This window comes from Arthrobacter sp. (genome assembly GCF_031179985.1).
Lineage (GTDB): Bacteria > Actinomycetota > Actinomycetes > Actinomycetales > Micrococcaceae > Arthrobacter.
On the sequence record NZ_JAPSHJ010000038.1, the window covers coordinates 22320 to 38526 of the forward strand.

Annotated in this window: 15 protein-coding genes; 4 read left to right on the forward strand and 11 right to left on the reverse strand. The window is 62.0% G+C overall.

The window, feature by feature from the left end; genetic code table 11:
- Nucleotides 1–53: 53 nt before the first annotated feature.
- Both RIN13_RS15450 and RIN13_RS15455 read right to left on the reverse strand, forming a co-directional pair.
- Nucleotides 54–3164: a S8 family peptidase gene (locus RIN13_RS15450; RefSeq protein WP_309108219.1), complete on the reverse strand. Its 3111-nt coding sequence runs from the start codon at nt 3162–3164 to the stop codon at nt 54–56.
- A 506-nt stretch (nt 3165–3670) separates the two neighbouring features.
- Complete coding sequence (locus tag RIN13_RS15455) at nt 3671–3877, reverse strand: hypothetical protein (protein WP_309108220.1); 207 nt, start codon at nt 3875–3877, stop codon at nt 3671–3673.
- A gap of 321 nt (nt 3878–4198) precedes the next feature.
- Between RIN13_RS15455 and purS the strand changes: the two genes are divergently transcribed.
- The 3 genes from purS to purL are packed head-to-tail and all read left to right on the forward strand — an operon-like array spanning nt 4199 to nt 7555.
- Complete coding sequence (purS, locus tag RIN13_RS15460) at nt 4199–4450, forward strand: phosphoribosylformylglycinamidine synthase subunit PurS (protein ID WP_309108221.1); 252 nt, start codon at nt 4199–4201, stop codon at nt 4448–4450.
- A gap of 1 nt (nt 4451) precedes the next feature.
- The gene (gene purQ, locus RIN13_RS15465; protein ID WP_309108222.1) at nt 4452–5240 is read left to right on the forward strand and encodes a phosphoribosylformylglycinamidine synthase subunit PurQ; all 789 of its coding nucleotides are present in this window, start codon (nt 4452–4454) and stop codon (nt 5238–5240) included.
- Entirely contained in the window at nt 5237–7555 is a 2319-nt protein-coding gene (gene purL, locus RIN13_RS15470) for a phosphoribosylformylglycinamidine synthase subunit PurL (protein ID WP_309108223.1), read from the forward strand. Before purQ ends, purL begins: the two co-directional genes overlap by 4 nt.
- Nucleotides 7556–7640: 85 nt before the next feature.
- Here purL and RIN13_RS15475 read toward each other — a convergent pair whose 3' ends face one another.
- The 9 genes from RIN13_RS15475 to RIN13_RS15515 form a co-directional block, all read right to left on the reverse strand.
- Nucleotides 7641–8024: a hypothetical protein gene (locus RIN13_RS15475; protein ID WP_309108224.1), complete on the reverse strand. Its 384-nt coding sequence runs from the start codon at nt 8022–8024 to the stop codon at nt 7641–7643.
- A 244-nt stretch (nt 8025–8268) separates the two neighbouring features.
- The gene (locus RIN13_RS15480; protein ID WP_309108225.1) at nt 8269–8562 is read right to left on the reverse strand and encodes a DUF503 domain-containing protein; all 294 of its coding nucleotides are present in this window, start codon (nt 8560–8562) and stop codon (nt 8269–8271) included.
- A gap of 7 nt (nt 8563–8569) precedes the next feature.
- Nucleotides 8570–9196, reverse strand: coding sequence for a hypothetical protein (locus RIN13_RS15485; RefSeq protein WP_309108226.1), 627 nt, complete (start codon nt 9194–9196; stop codon nt 8570–8572).
- A 42-nt stretch (nt 9197–9238) separates the two neighbouring features.
- On the reverse strand, nt 9239–9646 hold the full coding sequence (locus RIN13_RS15490) for an MmcQ/YjbR family DNA-binding protein (RefSeq protein ID WP_309108227.1): 408 nt from the start codon (nt 9644–9646) through the stop codon (nt 9239–9241).
- A 9-nt stretch (nt 9647–9655) separates the two neighbouring features.
- Nucleotides 9656–10111 (reverse strand): CoA-binding protein, encoded by a 456-nt coding sequence (locus tag RIN13_RS15495; RefSeq protein WP_309108228.1) that lies wholly within the window; start codon nt 10109–10111, stop codon nt 9656–9658.
- Nucleotides 10112–10195: 84 nt separating this feature from the next.
- Nucleotides 10196–11494 (reverse strand): hypothetical protein, encoded by a 1299-nt coding sequence (locus RIN13_RS15500; RefSeq protein WP_309108229.1) that lies wholly within the window; start codon nt 11492–11494, stop codon nt 10196–10198.
- A complete protein-coding gene (locus RIN13_RS15505) occupies nt 11491–12045 on the reverse strand; it encodes a sigma-70 family RNA polymerase sigma factor (protein WP_309108230.1) in 555 nt (184 codons plus the stop codon). The genes RIN13_RS15500 and RIN13_RS15505 overlap by 4 nt, the downstream gene beginning before the upstream one ends.
- A 390-nt stretch (nt 12046–12435) precedes the next feature.
- Entirely contained in the window at nt 12436–13725 is a 1290-nt protein-coding gene (locus tag RIN13_RS15510; protein WP_309108231.1) for an adenylosuccinate synthase, read from the reverse strand.
- A 264-nt stretch (nt 13726–13989) separates the two neighbouring features.
- A complete protein-coding gene (locus tag RIN13_RS15515; protein WP_309108232.1) occupies nt 13990–15045 on the reverse strand; it encodes a M14 family zinc carboxypeptidase in 1056 nt (351 codons plus the stop codon).
- 340 nt (nt 15046–15385) lie between these two features.
- Here RIN13_RS15515 and RIN13_RS15520 point away from each other — a divergent pair, with 340 nt between their 5' ends.
- Nucleotides 15386–16018, forward strand: coding sequence for a uracil-DNA glycosylase (locus tag RIN13_RS15520; RefSeq protein WP_309108233.1), 633 nt, complete (start codon nt 15386–15388; stop codon nt 16016–16018).
- Nucleotides 16019–16207: the final 189 nt, after the last annotated feature.

Genomic DNA, 16207 nt, shown 5'->3' on the forward strand with positions numbered 1-16207 from the left:
CAGCGTACGCTGCCCGGGACGATTCCTTTGCTCTTACCTGGTCGAGTTAGCTTCTAGACGCCTGGCACCGCGTCAACGGACGACGTCGTCAGGCCACCGGCGGGAGCTGCCGCGGAGGCAGCACCTACCTTGACGCTGACCCACGTGGTGATGCCGTTCGGGCCCAGGTTCAGGCGTGCCAGGTAGGAACCCTCAGCCAGGCCCGACCAGTTCACTGTGGCCGTAGTCGCTGTGCCGTTGGGCGCGACTATCGGGTTGGGGCTCACCGTCAGGTTTCCTGCATCCCCGGCAAGAGATACAGCCTGAACACTGGATGTGGCAGCAGCGTTCTCGGGAGAGGAGTAAAGGTTTGCGACGATGTAGTAGGTCCCGGACCGGGGCGAATCCAAATCCAGGAACTCGCTGGCGGATGCCGTAGCAACCTGCGTGGGCTTGAGACCTCCATTGCCATCCGGAGCGTAGACCACCATGTCCCAGTCGACGTCTTCACTCTCAGCCTGGATACCCAAGCGTGTGAATTCCGTGCCTTCCGGAACGGTCACCTTAATCACCGCATTGTGCTCATCGTTCCTGGGAGCGAAAGCACCAGGGGTCTTGGTGATGGAGGTTTCTGCCAAGGGAGCCAGGCCTTCCACTCCTACAGCAATGGGCGCATCCGAACCGGAAACCAGGTCAAGAGTTCCGCTGCCTTCCCCTGTGCTGGAGCTGAAGGAGAACGAAGGAGCGATCTGAGCGTCGACAGGACGGATAGCGATCGGCGAGCTGACGGTCCGCGGCCCCTTCCAGGTAAGCGTGCCAGTGCTGAACTTACCCATGGGAGCGCTGACGTTCCGGATGGTGATGGTGACTTCGCGGGTTTTGCCGGCCTTGGCGAAGTTCAGGACCTGCGGCTCGACGTGGACATCGAATCCCGGCATGTTCACTTCGGGCTTGTACTTACCCGGGACCAAGGCCGTCAGCTGGCGCTTGACTGTGACTTCTCCCACGAGGCTGCCCAAGGCTATGGACGGCAGGTTCAGATCGCGTGCTGCGATACTGCCGGCCTCCGGCGAACCGGTGTCCATTCCCTGGCCGTTGAGGAACGCGAGCCAGTCCTTGGCGCCGGAGTTGTAGACCAGCCCCGGATCGAGGACACGGGTCGAGTCGATGTGCCCGGCACCGCCTGCAAACGGATCCTTGTTCGGTGTGCCATCAGCATTGACCAGCGGGTAAGCCGTTGTCATCATGGCTGACTTGACCATTGAGGGGGTCCACTTGGGTTGCTTGCCGAGCACCAAGGCACCGAAACCGGCAATGTGGGGGGCAGCCATGGACGTCCCGGACATGAAGCCGAACTGCGCGCCGGCATTACCGATGGTGGATACGCCGGCCAGGACGTTAACGCCGGGAGCGGAGACGTCAGGCTTAAGGAGGTCTCCGCCGGAGGCCAGGCTTGGCCCGCGGGAGGAGAACCCGGCAATTTGGGGAACGGCCGGCAGCGGCTCGCCGGTGAGGTCGCCCTGGACGAGGCTGACGGTGAGCGCCGGGTTGGCAGCCAGCTTTGACTTGAGCTCAAGGCTCTTGGGTGCGTTCACATGGACGGTGGGCAGCACATGGTTGTCGGCGTCCTCAGAACTGGCGGTGAGGTTAACCAGGATCATGCCCACGCCGCCGGCCCTTTGAACTTCCAGGCTCTTCAACGTACGGTCAATGACGCCGCGGTCACAAACCACAACCTTTCCGGCGACCTTCGCTGCATCCAGGGTGTCCGGACCGCAGAGGTTGGCCGTAGCTGATCCGACAGCCGCGGCGTCTGCCGCAACCACAACGGGAGCATCCTTAACTTCTGTCTTCATGATGGAAGCACCGCGGTACAGCGAGCCGTCAGAGACCTTGACCGTTCCCAGCAATTCGCTGGGGAAAGTTGAGGCTGCCACCGTTGTGAGCCATGGGGCAGCGTGATTCACGGTGGAAGCCGTGGGGCCTGAGTTCCCTGCCGAGGCCGAGACGAAGACTCCCGCTGCGGCGGCATTCAGGAACGCCAGGGAAACCGGGTCCGTGGTGCTGTTGGTGTTTCCTGAAATTGAGTAGTTGAGCACATCCACGCCGTCCTTGATGGCGGCCTCGATGGCGTCGATGGAAGCGGATGAATAGCAGCCGCCGGTGTCAGGATCATCGTCTTCCCAGCAGATCTTGTACACAGAAATCTTGGCAGCAGGAGCGACGCCTGAGCTCTTCCCGAAGCTCTTGCCATCGATCGTCTGTTCGACATTGGCATTACCCGCGGCGGTGGTGGCTGTGTGCGTGCCATGACTGCCGACGTCGACCGGTGAAATCAGTTCCTCGGGAGCGCGGTGCTCCGGCTCCACGCCTTCCAGGAAGGCGTCCGCGAAGTAGCGGGCGCTGATGACCTTGGAATTGCAAAGGCTGCCGTCAAAGGCAGCTCCGGATTCGATACCCTTCTGGCATTCGCCCTGGAAGGTGGTGCCATCGGACTTCAGCATGGCAATCCGGCCATCCTCAGTCCGGTAGGGAACGCCTACTTCTGCCTTCCCCTTAAGGGGCTTCACTGCTTCTCCGGCAAGGAACGGGTTGTCAGGGGCGTACCCAGAATCAATGACGCCCACCACAACCCCCTTCCCTGCATTGGCCTCGCCGCCAAACTGCCTGGCCCAGACTCCATCAGCTCCGGTGAGCTTCAGGAAGTCGGTTGTGGTGTAATCCGGAGCATTCTGCGTATCCGGGGCGACCTTGAGCACCTTGCTGTCTTTTGCCAGATCGGCAGCCTGTTCGGCGGTGAGCTCGGCAACAAACCCGTTCAGGGCGGCTGTGAACTGCTTCTGAGGAGTAACGCCCTGCTGCGCCGCGACCTCCCGCTGGGACTTTCGGAGATGGGCGTCGTAAGCCTTGTAATTCTGGCCCTCCGCGTCTAGTTTGCGCCCATGCTGGGGTTTGGTGGCGGGCAAGCCCGCTGTCCCGCCTTCATACGCGGCCGCTGCCTTCTCAGCCAGCACCACTATGTACCGGCCATCCTGGTAAACGGTAGGGGCGTCGTTCTGGGTGGCTGCTGCGCCGGGAGCTGCGGGCACCGCTGTAGCGGGGCTGACAGCGACGGTTCCAAAGAGCAGCGGAAGGCCAAGGGCTAACGCCGTTGTCTTCCGAAATCCTCTGCCCCTTGTACCCATTGGGGTGCTGTGTCGTGGTGATTTCACGGGTGGGTGAGACCTTTCATGAGGAATGGTCCGGCGTCGCCGGTCTCAACAAGGCTGGGAGCAGCAACTCGATGACAGTTCCTGTAATCAGAGTGAGACCAGCCGTGTCACACAGTACAGACTGATAGCTGAATATGACATAGCACATACATTTCGTAGCCGTTTTGTCATCTGAAAATAGGCAGGCTCAAACGGCTGGTGCGGGACCTGGGAAACGACAAGCGGGTGGCTCCCCCCAGTGAGAACCACCCGCCGATGTGGGTTGCCTGTCATCGCTGGTTTCTGCCGTTGGCAGCGTCCCCGTGACTGGAGGCAGAACAGGACATAAAAAATCAGGCAACCGGCTTTTCCGCCCACGCATCATTGCTTGGTTTCAGCGCAACAGGCAAGGTGCCGATATGAAGAAAAATACCATTGACACAGGGAATTTAACCCGCGGAATAAGAACATTTAAAGTTTCTGGAGGCTTTTTCAGGAGATTATTCCCGCGGAGTCCTCACCACATCACTGATCCAGGCCCGCGTTTTCTCGTCCATGTCACCGGCCACATTGATCTGCCGGGCGGCGCGGTCGGTTTCCCGGACGGCGCGGTCCGCCTTCAGTTTCTGAAAAACCATGCGTCCAAGTCCCGCAAAAACTGCGGCCGCCATGATGGGCAATAACAGCGATCTCGGCTTATCCACCATGGCGCAATCCTAATGACCGGCAGGGGGCAAGACCAGAGCCCGCCGTCGGCCATTGTCCAAGGCTGCCCGGGCCCCTTATCCGTCCACTTATTCGTCCACGTATTCGCCGGGGGCACCCCCGGTGAGGTTCACACTGCCGCCCGAATACGGCGCGGGCCACTATCCCCGGTAGACTGGCCTAGCAAGCTCGCGGAGCGCCCTTTTCACGCTTTTTTGGTCTGTCCAGTCAGGCAGTCTGTCCAGTCAGGCAACAGCGGAACGGCGTGAGACGGCACCCCTCCGCTGCGCCCTTACCCAATGCTCACGCACAGGAGTTACCGGATGCCCCGGATCGTTGTTGACGTCATGCCCAAACCCGAGATTCTGGACCCGCAGGGGAAGGCAATTGTGGGTGCACTCCCCCGGCTGGGTTTCACCAGCTTCAGCGCTGTCCGCCAAGGCAAGCGCTTTGAACTGACGGTGGACGGCGAGGTGACGGATGCCGTCCTCGCACAGGCACGCGAAGCTGCCGAGACGCTTCTGTCCAACCCGGTGATCGAGGACGTCGTTAACGTCGAGGTCGTCGAGGCCTGAGATGACTGAACTTCCCCTGATCGGCGAAGCAGCCGCGGCTCCGTCCGCCGGCTCTCCTGATACCAGCAGGCTCGCCGGCGCCAAGATCGGCGTGATAACTTTCCCCGGCACCCTTGACGACCGCGACGCCGCGCGGGCCGTTCGTCTCGCGGGCGCCACTCCGGTTGCGCTCTGGCACGCTGACACCAGCCTCGGCGACGTCGACGCCGTCGTTATCCCTGGAGGATTCTCCTACGGGGACTACCTTCGGGCCGGAGCGATCGCGCGCTTTGCTCCGCTGATGTCCAGAATTATTGATGCCGCCAACTCTGATGCGAAGCTCCCCGTCCTCGGCATCTGCAACGGCTTCCAGATCCTCACGGAGTCGCACCTGCTGCCCGGGTCCATGATCAAGAACGACCATTTGAAGTTCATGTGCCGCGACCAGGTGTTGCGCGTGGAGAACAACAACACCCACTGGACCAGCGACTACGCGGCCGGCCAGGAAATTACTGTCCCGCTGAAGAACCAGGACGGCCAGTACATCGCGGACGAAAAGACACTCGACGCCCTGGAGGCCGAAGGTCGTGTTGTATTCCGCTACGTGGGCTTCAACCCGAACGGCTCGCGGCGTGACATCGCAGGCATCTCCAACACGGCCGGCAACGTGGTGGGCCTTATGCCGCACCCGGAGCACGCAGTGGAGGTGGGCTACGGCCCCGAATCCCTCGACGGAATCGGCGGCTCCGACACCGACGGCCTCGGATTCTTCACCTCCGTCCTTAACAAGATTGTGGGAGACGCCAAGTGAGCACCTCAGCTGAAACCGTCAGCAAGAAGTTCAACATCGACACCGTCGAGAACGCAGCCAAGACTCCGGACACGGAACTTCCCTGGGCCGAACTGGGCCTGAAGCAGAATGAGTTCGACGAGGTAGTGAAGGTCCTGGGCCGCCGCCCTACCGGCGCCGAGCTCGCCATGTACTCGGTGATGTGGAGCGAACACTGCTCTTATAAGTCGTCCAAGAACCACCTTCGCCAGTTTGGCGAAAAGGTCACGGACGAGATGAAGAAAGACATGCTCGTGGGGATCGGTGAGAACGCCGGCGTCACCAATCTTGGCGACGGCTGGGCCGTGACGTTCAAGATCGAGTCCCACAATTCGCCGTCGTTCGTGGAGCCCTATCAGGGTGCCGCAACGGGCATTGGCGGGATCGTCCGCGACATCATCTCCATGGGCGCCCGCCCTGTTGCCGTGATGGATCCGCTGCGTTTCGGCGCCATTGACCACCCGGACACGGCCCGCGTTATGCACGGAGCCGTCGCAGGCATCGGTGGCTATGGAAACTCCCTGGGCCTGCCGAACATCGGCGGGGAAATGGTGTTCGATTCCGTTTACCAGGGCAACCCGCTGGTCAATGCCTTGGCTGTCGGTGTCATGCGCCACGAGGACATCCGCCTGGCCAACGCCTCCGGCAAGGGCAACAAGGTGGTGCTGTTCGGTGCCCGCACCGGCGGTGACGGAATCGGGGGCGCCTCGGTGCTGGCCTCTGAATCCTTCGATGACACCAAGCCGTCCAAGCGTCCCGCAGTGCAGGTGGGCGACCCGTTCGCGGAGAAGGTCCTGATCGAGTGCTGCCTTGAGCTGTTCAAGGGTTCGCTGGTTGAGGGTATCCAGGACCTTGGCGCGGCAGGCATCTCCTGCGCAACATCCGAACTCGCCTCCAATGGCGACGGTGGAATGGAAGTTGAACTGACCTCCGTCCTGCTGCGCGACCCCACGCTGACCCCGGGCGAAATTTTGATGTCCGAGTCGCAGGAACGCATGATGGCCGTAGTCACGCCCGAGAACATTGCTGCTTTTGAGGCTGTCATGGACAAGTGGGCCGTTGAATACTCCTGGCTCGGCGAGGTGACTGATACCGGCCGCCTGATCATCACCTGGGAAGGTGAGGTCATTGTCGACGTGGACCCGCGCACTGTGGCCCACGACGGTCCCGTCTACGACCGTCCGTATGCCCGCCCTGAGTGGCAGGACTCCGTTCAGGCCGACTCCTTCACCGGTTCGGTACAGGATGCGGGCCGCCCGTCCGCCCCTGCTGAACTGGCCGCAGCGGTCACCGAGCTCATCTCCTCGCCCAACATGTGCGACAAGTCCTGGATCACCAACCAGTACGACCGCTACGTCGGCGGCAACACGGCTATGGCCATGCCCGACGACGCCGGTGTGGTCCGCGTGGACGAGGAAACCGGCCTTGGCGTGGCCTTGGCCACCGATGCCAACGGCCGCTACACCTACCTCGACCCGTACCACGGAGCGCAGCTGGCTCTGGCTGAGGCGTACCGCAACGTCGCCACCGCGGGCGCAGTGCCTATGGCGGTAAGCGACTGCCTCAACTTCGGTTCTCCCGAGGACCCCGACGTCATGTGGCAGTTGGCTGAGGCCATCCGCGGCCTGTCCGACGCCTGCATGGTGCTGGGCATACCGGTCACCGGCGGCAACGTCTCCCTGTACAACCAGACTGGCAGCACTCCGATTCATCCTTCCCCGGTGGTGGCCGTTCTGGGCAAGCTCGACGACGTCGCGCGGCGCACGCCGTCGGGTTGGCGCGAGGATGGCCAGGCCATCTACCTGCTGGGCACCACCGCAGCAGAACTGGACGGGTCGGAATGGTCCAACATGCGTGGACACCTCGGCGGTCTGCCGCCCAAGGTTGACCTCGCTGCCGAACGCGCACTGGGCGAAATCCTGATCAATGCCTCCCGCGACGGCATGATTGACTCGGCGCACGACCTCTCCGAAGGCGGCCTCGCGGCAGCCCTCGTTGAGTCCTCGTTGCGGTACGGCGTTGGTGCCCGCATCGCTTTGCAGGACGTCCTGGACCGCGACGGCGTTGACCTCTTCACGGCGCTGTTCTCCGAGTCCCAGGGACGTGCCGTTGTGGCTGTACCCCGCTCTGAGGAGATCCGCTTCAAGGACATGTGCACCGCCCGCAACTTCGAGCACCTCCGGATCGGCGTGGTGGACGCTGCCAGCGGCCAGCTGGAGATCAACGGCGTCGAGCCTTTGCCGCTTGAGTCGCTCCGCGAAGCACATGAGGCCACCCTGCCGAAGTACTTCGGCTAGTCCCCACCGCCGCCTTAGCCTCGCAAGCTCGGCCAGGGAACCTGGCGGCGTGGGCCCAGGCTCCATCGATTGCTCCGTAACTGCCCTATTGAACGCTCAGAAGGGCAGTTACGGAGCAATCGTTTCTTAATCGGTGGCCACACGCCTCCACCCGGATGAACTTGATGGCCTCCTTGGCTTTCCGCAGCCCCCGCTTTCCCTTGTGGCGGTCGATCATGCGCTGAAGGTCCGCAATGCTGCACAACGGCGCATCCCGTCCCTCCAGGGATAAACGGGGTATACGAACGCAGCTGTCCCCCATAGCCACGAGCTCATCGACCGTGAGCATCTCTGCCATGTCCAGCCATGTACGCTCGGGCGTGGTGACGGGAATTCCGCCCACAACAGCAACTTCGCCCCCATACAGCTTCATACGATGGACAATGACGTGCGGACGGTCGAGATGCGCCGTACCTTCCTGTCTGGCCACGTGGTACATCTGGGTTGCCTCCCTGTGGCGCAAACGTTTAGCAGTCAAGCCGGCTCGGCTGGCCTCGGCGACAGTAAATGGTCGCCCCTGCAGCTCAGGAGGGAGCGGGCGCGCGGTTTTCATGGACCAAAAACAGCAGAAGGCCACAAATGCCGCAGAAGTTATCCACACCAGTCATCGATTGCTCCGAAACTGCCGTTTTGCGCCCTCAAAAGAGCCGGTACGGAGCAATCGATAAGAAGGGTCAGTCCTCGCTGCTCAGCTCGCGCCTGCGGGCGCTGAGCAAGTCCACTTCGGGGCGGGCAGCAACAAAGCGCTCGACGGCGTCGAGCACCTCTACGATGTGAGCCCGGTCGGCCGCTACGAGCCCGGCGCCGATAACCGTCCTACGATATTGGTCCTGGAAGCCTGCCTCGGCCACAGAGACGTCGAACCGGCGTTTGACCTCGGCGATCAACGGCCGCACTACTGACCGTTTTTCCTTCAGGCTATGAACATCGCCAAGGAGGACGTCGAATTCAATCCAGCCGATCCACATGATTCTCCTACTTTGCGGCTGTCAGCGTCTGTTCGCATTCTTGGATGGCCTCACGGGCCTCTTCCTGCTGCCGGTGCGTCCCCACCCGCTCGGCCCATTGCTCGGCGAGCTGGAACTCCACCATCGCTTCAGTGGGACGTCCAGCGCGGTGAAGAATCCACCCGAGATTGCTGTGCAGCTCAACCATCCAGCGCTTCGTCCTCTCGTCATGAGCTGTGGAGGCATACTCCAAGGCACTTCTTGTCCAGGCCTCGGCATGCGCCGAATCTGCTAACGCCAGCATGTGGAGGGCATCGACGGCGAGGAAGTCCTCACCCAGATGATCCGCTAGTTCAGCAGCCTGTTCGAACAGAGGCACGGCCATGGCCTCATGCCCGCCGGAGTTCAGGAGGCGGCCCCGTTCAAGGAGCACGCGGACGGCAACCGTTGGTTCGTCCCCGTCAATGGTGTCCAGCAGCGCATCAGCTTCCTCCAAGCGGCCTTGAAGTCCAATGGCGCGCCCAAGCTGCGTTGCAAGCTCGGCGAGCTCATCGGCGTCGTACTTGTCCTCCGTCATCGCCGCGCGGAAGCGCACCTCGGAGGCGGCGGGGTCATCAAAGTTCCACAGGTGGTCAAGGTTTTTCTGCTCCAGCATTTGCTGCTCCTGATCCGCTCTCGGCATTAAAACGTTGGTGGATTACTCCGCAGAATTGGCAAGGCGCGCCCAGCCCAGCTGCTCTTGCTGCTTGCGGGTCAGTGATGCCACGACAAGATCGTAGGAATCCTCCACCATGTCCCGGATCATTTCATCCGGCAGGGAACCATCCAAACGGACGCCGTTCCAGTGCGTCTTATTCATGTGCCACGCGCCCGTGATCTCCGGGTGTGCGGTCCTCAGCTGTTCGGCCAGGACTGGGTCGCATTTGAGGCTCACTGACCAGTTCTCCGGGTCCATTGCGGACAATGCGAACATTTTTGCATGCTGAGTGGCTCCGCCTGAAATTGCCGTCCGGATTTTGAAGACCGAGAATTCCGGCCCGAAGGGAAAGTCCTCAAAGGCTCCGGGAAAACTCAGGCATACGTCGCGAAGTCCAGCCACATCCATGAGCTGAGCCTACTGTTGGTCTGCCGCGCCGGGTACAGGAGATAACTTCAGGCGCCAGGATTCCTGAGCCGGGCAGAGGTTCATCACCACGTCCAGTCCGGCGGCCCTCGCCCGTTCCGCGGCGGCTTCGTCAATGACCCCCAACTGCAGCCACACCGCCTTGGCGCCTATCGAAATGGCTTGGTCCACCACGTTCCCCACCTTTTGGGAGTTCACAAAACAGTCCACGACGTCGATGGGCAGCTTTTTCCCAGGGATGTCACCAAGGTGCGAATAACCTACCTCGCCGTGGACGGTGTCCGCCGGAAGGTTGATGGGGATGATTTCCATGCCCATGCGATCTCTGATGAACAGGGATGTGTCGTAGGCAGCCCGCCACTCATTGGAGGTGAGGCCAACGATGGCCCATCTTCCGGGGGTAAGCATGAGGCGTTCGACTACATCCGGATCATTAACGTGTGCCATGGTTCCCAGCCTAAGCTTGCAGCCCGGACCTACCGGGCTGCCGCACCGCAGCCACAGCGTTGCCCGGCATGGCCTCGACGCAGGTCACCGGTGGTTTTTCTTCAGCCAAGTACCAACGGAGTCAGCGACTGAAGCCACCGACTGAGGTGGAGGTGTCTGGGAGAAATGACGGCCACTGGGAAGCCTGCCCGGCGCCGATCCACTGGATTTCTTGGCAGAGTTGTCTTGGGCAGGCACTACGGCAGCTGGTGGTGCGGCGGCTGGTAAGGCGGAGTGGGCAGCAGCCGGCGACGCACGCTGAAGTGCCGCAGGCTCCGGGGCCGCTGGCGAGGCAGGGACCTGGTGTGTAGCGGCAGGCTGGGTAGCGGCTCGCTTCCCATGCCCCTGTGGTGTAGCGGCAGGCTCGGCAACGACCGGCTCCGTTGCGACTGGCTCCAGGGCGACCTTGGAGACCACCCAGTCACGCACATGCAGCGCGGCACCCGGCTCTGCGGCACCCGGCTCTGCGGCACCCGGCTCTGCGGCACTCGGCTCTGCGAGCGCCTCACCGTCCGCTGCCAGCCAGTCACCCAAATCCAGCGAGGCATCCCAGAACGGGACTCCCCGGACTGCCGCCCGCTGCAGGATCGTACCGCGGCCCTGACCGTCTGCCCCTGGGTGTCCTGCTTCCTCTGTGCGCACTTTGCCGGAGGCCGGGGCCTTGTTGTCCTGCCCCTTTTCCAGGGGGCCAGCCAGAGCCACGTGACGGCCCGAACCCCGGGGTTTGACAGCGGCCAATCCGGTTCCGTTCTTGGCGCCGTCGAGTGAAACGCCGGCGGACGCTACACTACTTCCGCCGCGCATTGCTCGAGAACCTCCGGCAGGAGCGCTGGCGCCCAATTGTGCGGTTTCCACCCATCCAGCGGGAGCGTCTTCAGCCAATTCCGCCGCGTAGGGTCCGGAATCCGGCTCCGCGAGTGACCGGCCTTGAAACGACTGATCGGGGGTTGCAGGCGCCGCCGAGACTGGCACGGATGCACCTCCGAGAGGAGCTGCAAGGGCAGGGGCCCACCCGCCCTCAAAATTCTGGATCGACACAAGGCCCTGACGGATACCAGGGTTCGGGCTGGTAGCCGCGACCCCGCTGACCCCCAATCCCATGCCTGCAATGACTGCGACGGAAACCACGGTGGGACGATGCTTGCGCAGGGGACGTTTGCGTGCCAGTTCGTCAACGCTGCCGGCCAGCATGGAAGCGAGTTCGGCGCCCGGTGCCGGCAACGGCAAATCAGCCAGGGAACTGAGGCTAAGGAGATAGGCCCTGAGTTCGGGCGCATCGGCATGCCCGGCATCGAGCAGGAGCTCTTCCACCGTTGAGCGGGTTGCTTTTTCCGAATTCGTCATTGCGCCACATACTCCTTCACCGCGGAATGGTCACGGAGTTGGTCCAGTGCACGTCTTTGAAGCTGCTTCACGGCTCCTGCGCTCTTCCCCATGATTTTTGCTACCTGATCCACGGTGAGGTCGGCGATGATACGCAGCGTCAGGACTTCCTTCTGGTCTTCGCCGAGCACGTTCAGCAACTGCAGCACCTCACCCGGCGAAACTCTCGACAGGGCGTCGCTCTCCGCAGACCCTGACTCCCGGGGATCCAATTCAGGTTCAAAACTCTGCTTCAGCGGTGTCCGGCTCTGACGCCGGTGATCATCAACCATGCGGGCGTGGGCGACTGAAAAGACAAAGGTCCGTAGTCCGCCGACTCCTCCGCTGATGGAATCAATACGCGGGAGAACGGCCAAGAAAACATCCTGCATTGTTGCCTCCGGATCCTCTACGCCGCGGGCTGTCAGGTATCCAAGGACTTGCGATGCGTAGCTGCGGTAGACGGCATTGAAAAGTTCCGAGTCACGCCCCCGAAGGGCGCTTAACGATTCGTCAGTCAGCGCGTCAGTCACAGACCTAGGCTTTCGTTCCGGGGAGGATGGCTACATCATTGTAGGGGCATGGCGGGCCATCCGTGACGAATTTCTGCGTACTAACTTTACTTTCGGTAACCACACTCTTGTGAAACCGGTTACCGCTAACAAAGGTTCCGGGATCACAAAAGGGCCGGGCTGGAACATGATGGGGGACAAATTCCAGCCCGGCGCCTCTTGGTGGTTAAAGCGCCGGTTCGAACATGATGGGGGACAAATTCCAACCCGGCGTTTCATAGTGGTAATCGTCACGGGGCCGCCGAGGGTTACGCGAAAACAAAAAAACTTTTAAAGACTTTTTACGGCCCTGAGGACGACGCCGGCGGGCCACCTTTCAGGTGACCCGCCGGCGTCGTAAATCGGTTGGTGTCAGTCGTTGATGAGGTCGTTGACCACGATGGTCTGATCGCGGTCAGGCCCCACACCGATAGCCGAGAACCGCGTTCCTGAGAGCTTCTCGAGGGCCAGCACGTAGTTCCGGGCGTTCTCAGGGAGGTCCTCGAGCGTGCGGGCAGTTGTAATGTCCTCAGTCCACCCCTCGAAGTATTCGAAGATGGGCTTGGCATGGTGGAATTCGGTCTGTGTCATGGGCATCTCGTCGTGGCGGACGCCGTCGACGTCGTAAGCCACGCACACGGGAATCTGCTCGATGCCGGTGAGGACGTCCAGCTTGGTGACGAAGTAATCCGTGAAACCGTTGACGCGGGAGGCGTGGCGGGCCAGGACGGCGTCGTACCAGCCGCAGCGGCGCGGCCGTCCGGTGTTCACGCCGAACTCGCCACCGGTCTTCTGCAGATACACGCCCATCTCGTCAAAGAGCTCCGTGGGGAACGGTCCCGCACCAACGCGGGTGGTGTAGGCCTTGATGATTCCGATGGAGCGCGAAATGCGGGTGGGGCCGATGCCGGAACCGACCGACGCGCCGCCGGCTGTGGGGTTGGAGGACGTGACGAAGGGGTAGGTGCCGTGGTCGACGTCAAGGAACGTGGCCTGGCCGCCTTCCATGAGGACGACCTTGCCTTCATCCAGCGCCTTGTTCAGTACCAGGGTGCTGTCAATAACAAGCGGGCGGAGGCGCTCGGCGAATGAGAGAAAGTAGTCAACAATCTCGTCCACTTCGATATCGCGCCGGTTGTAGACCTTGACCAGGAGTTCGTTCTTCTGGCGCAAGGACCCCTCCACCTTCTGGCGAAGGATGGAGGCGTCAAACACGTCCTGGACGCGGATACCGAGGCGTGCCACTTTATCCATGTAGGCAGGACCGATTCCACGGCCGGTGGTTCCGATGGCGCGGCTGCCGAGGAAGCGCTCCGTCACCTTGTCCAGCACCTGGTGATACGGCGCCACCAGGTGGGCGTTTGCAGAGACGCGCAGCTTGGAAGTGTCAGCGCCGCGGGCTTGAAGCCCCTCGATCTCCTGGAACAGGGCCTCGAGGTTCACCACACAACCGTTGCCGATGACCGGGACGGCGTTTGGGCTCAGGATACCGGCAGGGAGGAGCTTGAGCTCGTACTTCTCACCGCCCACGACGACGGTATGCCCGGCGTTGTTGCCGCCGTTCGGCTTGACCACGTAGTCAACGCGTCCGCCAAGCAGGTCAGTGGCTTTACCTTTGCCTTCGTCGCCCCATTGGGCTCCGACGATCACGATTGCTGGCATGGGATCCTCCCCCATTCGTTCGGGCCATTCCGCAGACAACCCATTCAATTAGGTCAGCCACGGTCCTGCGCCGTTCATGAGAATGCCCCGGATGTCACCGCAGCGCCCGCGGCCTGTTGACCGGCGGGCAAATGCAAGAGATCCGGGGCTCTTACGACCCAAGTTTAGCGGATACCGGGGGCAGGCACCGCCTTGGGCACCGCTGAGGGCACCGCTTTGGGCACAACTCCTCACTTCCGGGAGGTGCCCAAAGCGGCAGGCCAGCTACTCGCCGTCGGCCTCTTCTCCCGGACGCGACGTCTGGGTAGCGAGTGTCTCCCAGAACGTGGTGTCTGCGGTGGTAATTGAGCCATCCGCGATGGCGGCTGCGGTGGACGTCAGAGTCAGGACAGTCTGCTTGATCAGGTAGCCGTTGCTGCGCAGCCCCAGGGCGTAATCGTCAAGGTAGTGATCCGACATACCACGCATCTCGAACAGCAGGGTGGCGATCCCGTATTCCACCGCGATCCCGTTGCGGCTGATCGTTTCGGCATCACCGCCCAGGTACTTGCCCAGGTGCCCCCAGCCGGTGGGGTCAACGCTGTTGAACACCACGGCACCGAGCTGCTTTGACTTCTCGACGACGGCGGGGTCTGCGTTAGGGGTGGTGGGATACAGGATGGACCCTGAAACGAGCTGACCGTCCCGTTCGCTGCGGCTGCCCTGATGATGCAGATCGATCATGTAATCGATGGGGTACTTGCGCATGACATTGTTGTGCAGGGCCTGGGTTTCGGGCTGAATCTTGGCCACGTGGTCCCGGTTCAGGTCGACCTCCTCCGCGTTGTAGCGGGTCAGATGCCGCTCCCCCTTCGCAATGTAGTCATCGAGCGGGAAGTTCACGTCACCCATAGCGCCGTCGGCATTGAGCATGGGAACGATGAGAATGTTCACCCCGTCCAGGATCCCACCCGACTTGCCGGTCCCAAGGTGTTTGATGAACTCCATCGCGCCCTCGGTGGTCAGCTGCTCGTTGCCGTGCTGCTGGGTGAGGTACAAGATGGTGGGCTTGGAAGGGTCCGTGAGGTATTTGACCAGGTGGATGTCGCGGCCCTTGACCGTCTGGCCGATCACCTCCAGCTCCATCCGCTCCTGGCTGGCATCCTGCTTCTTGAGGAAGTCCACCATCTCGTCATAGGTGGCAAGCTTGGAGGTAGTGATTTGGCCATTGCCGTCATGATTGGGCCCTTCACCCACCGCATTAGCCAGCGGGGCGGGCAATGCCACCCCGGCCAGGACCAGGGCGCCGGAAACGACAAGGGTTTTCAAGGTTTTTTTCACCGTGCGTTACCTCTTTCGAGTGCATTTAAGTGCCGCGGCCTGCCGTGTCCCCCATTGCAGGCCGTCCGCCAACCCAATCAAGCAGCAAAATCACTGTCAACGTTCACAACGGCGAGTCGCCTTGTCCTGTGATCTTCGGCGTCGTGCCGTGGAGGTGGCATGCAGGGCATCCGGGGGACCCGATCGCTGCGGCACGCCGAACATTTTGCGGGGCTTGCTAAGCTGGTAGAGAACGATCAGGGAATCGTTCCACACAACATCTTTTTCATCCAGGCTGTACTCGGCGTGCCCGCTTACGGTCCGGCAGCGTGACCTATCCCCGCAGGAGACCCAGCAATTTATGACAGCCTTGGCCACTGAACCTTTCCACGAGCAGCTTTTGAGCCGCCGTTATGAACCCAATGTCGCAGCCGTCAACGAGCTGTGCGACGCCCTGCAGGCCGCCAAGCCAGGCACGCAGGTTCCGTACGTGGACCCGATGCACGATGTGGACGAATGCCGCATCATCAGCCTGTACTCCAACATCGGCACCGCTGACGACTCCGGATTCATCACCGCCGGCGATGACGAGGCAGCCACCCGAATGCTGGGGGTTCAGTGGAAGCTGGGGCTTCGACCGGAATTTGTCATGCCATGGAACGTACACCCGTGGCACATTGCTGGTGAACCCAATGGCAAGTTCACTCCGGACCAGATCGCAGCCGGCCTCAAGCCGCTGTTGAAGTTCCTGGCCCTCGTCCCCCGCGCGTCGGTCATCGTGGCTCATGGCACGGAGGCCAACCGCCTCGCCGGCCTTCTCCTCAAGACCGAGGTGCCTTTGCTGTGGCGCCGCGGCCTCAAGACCTACAAAGTCCGCTCTCTTAGCGGCCGGGCGTTCGCAGGCACCCCTGCGCGCCAGCAGCAGTACCTGGACGACATGCACGTCGCCTATGCAGACGCCATGGCCCGCACCGGGCTCACGAAGCCCAGCTAGCACCTGTACCCTGGGCCCACGCCCTCGCGCTGACGACGTCGGGCGCCCACCTCTTCTGGAGAGGTGAGCGCCCGACGTCGTGTTTTAACCTGGTGCTTTAGCCCCGGCTTTTGGTTTCTATCGCTGCTTTCGCAGAGGGATCCGAGTCCTGGAGGAACTTCTCGATGCGCTCAGGTTCCTCAGCCTCGC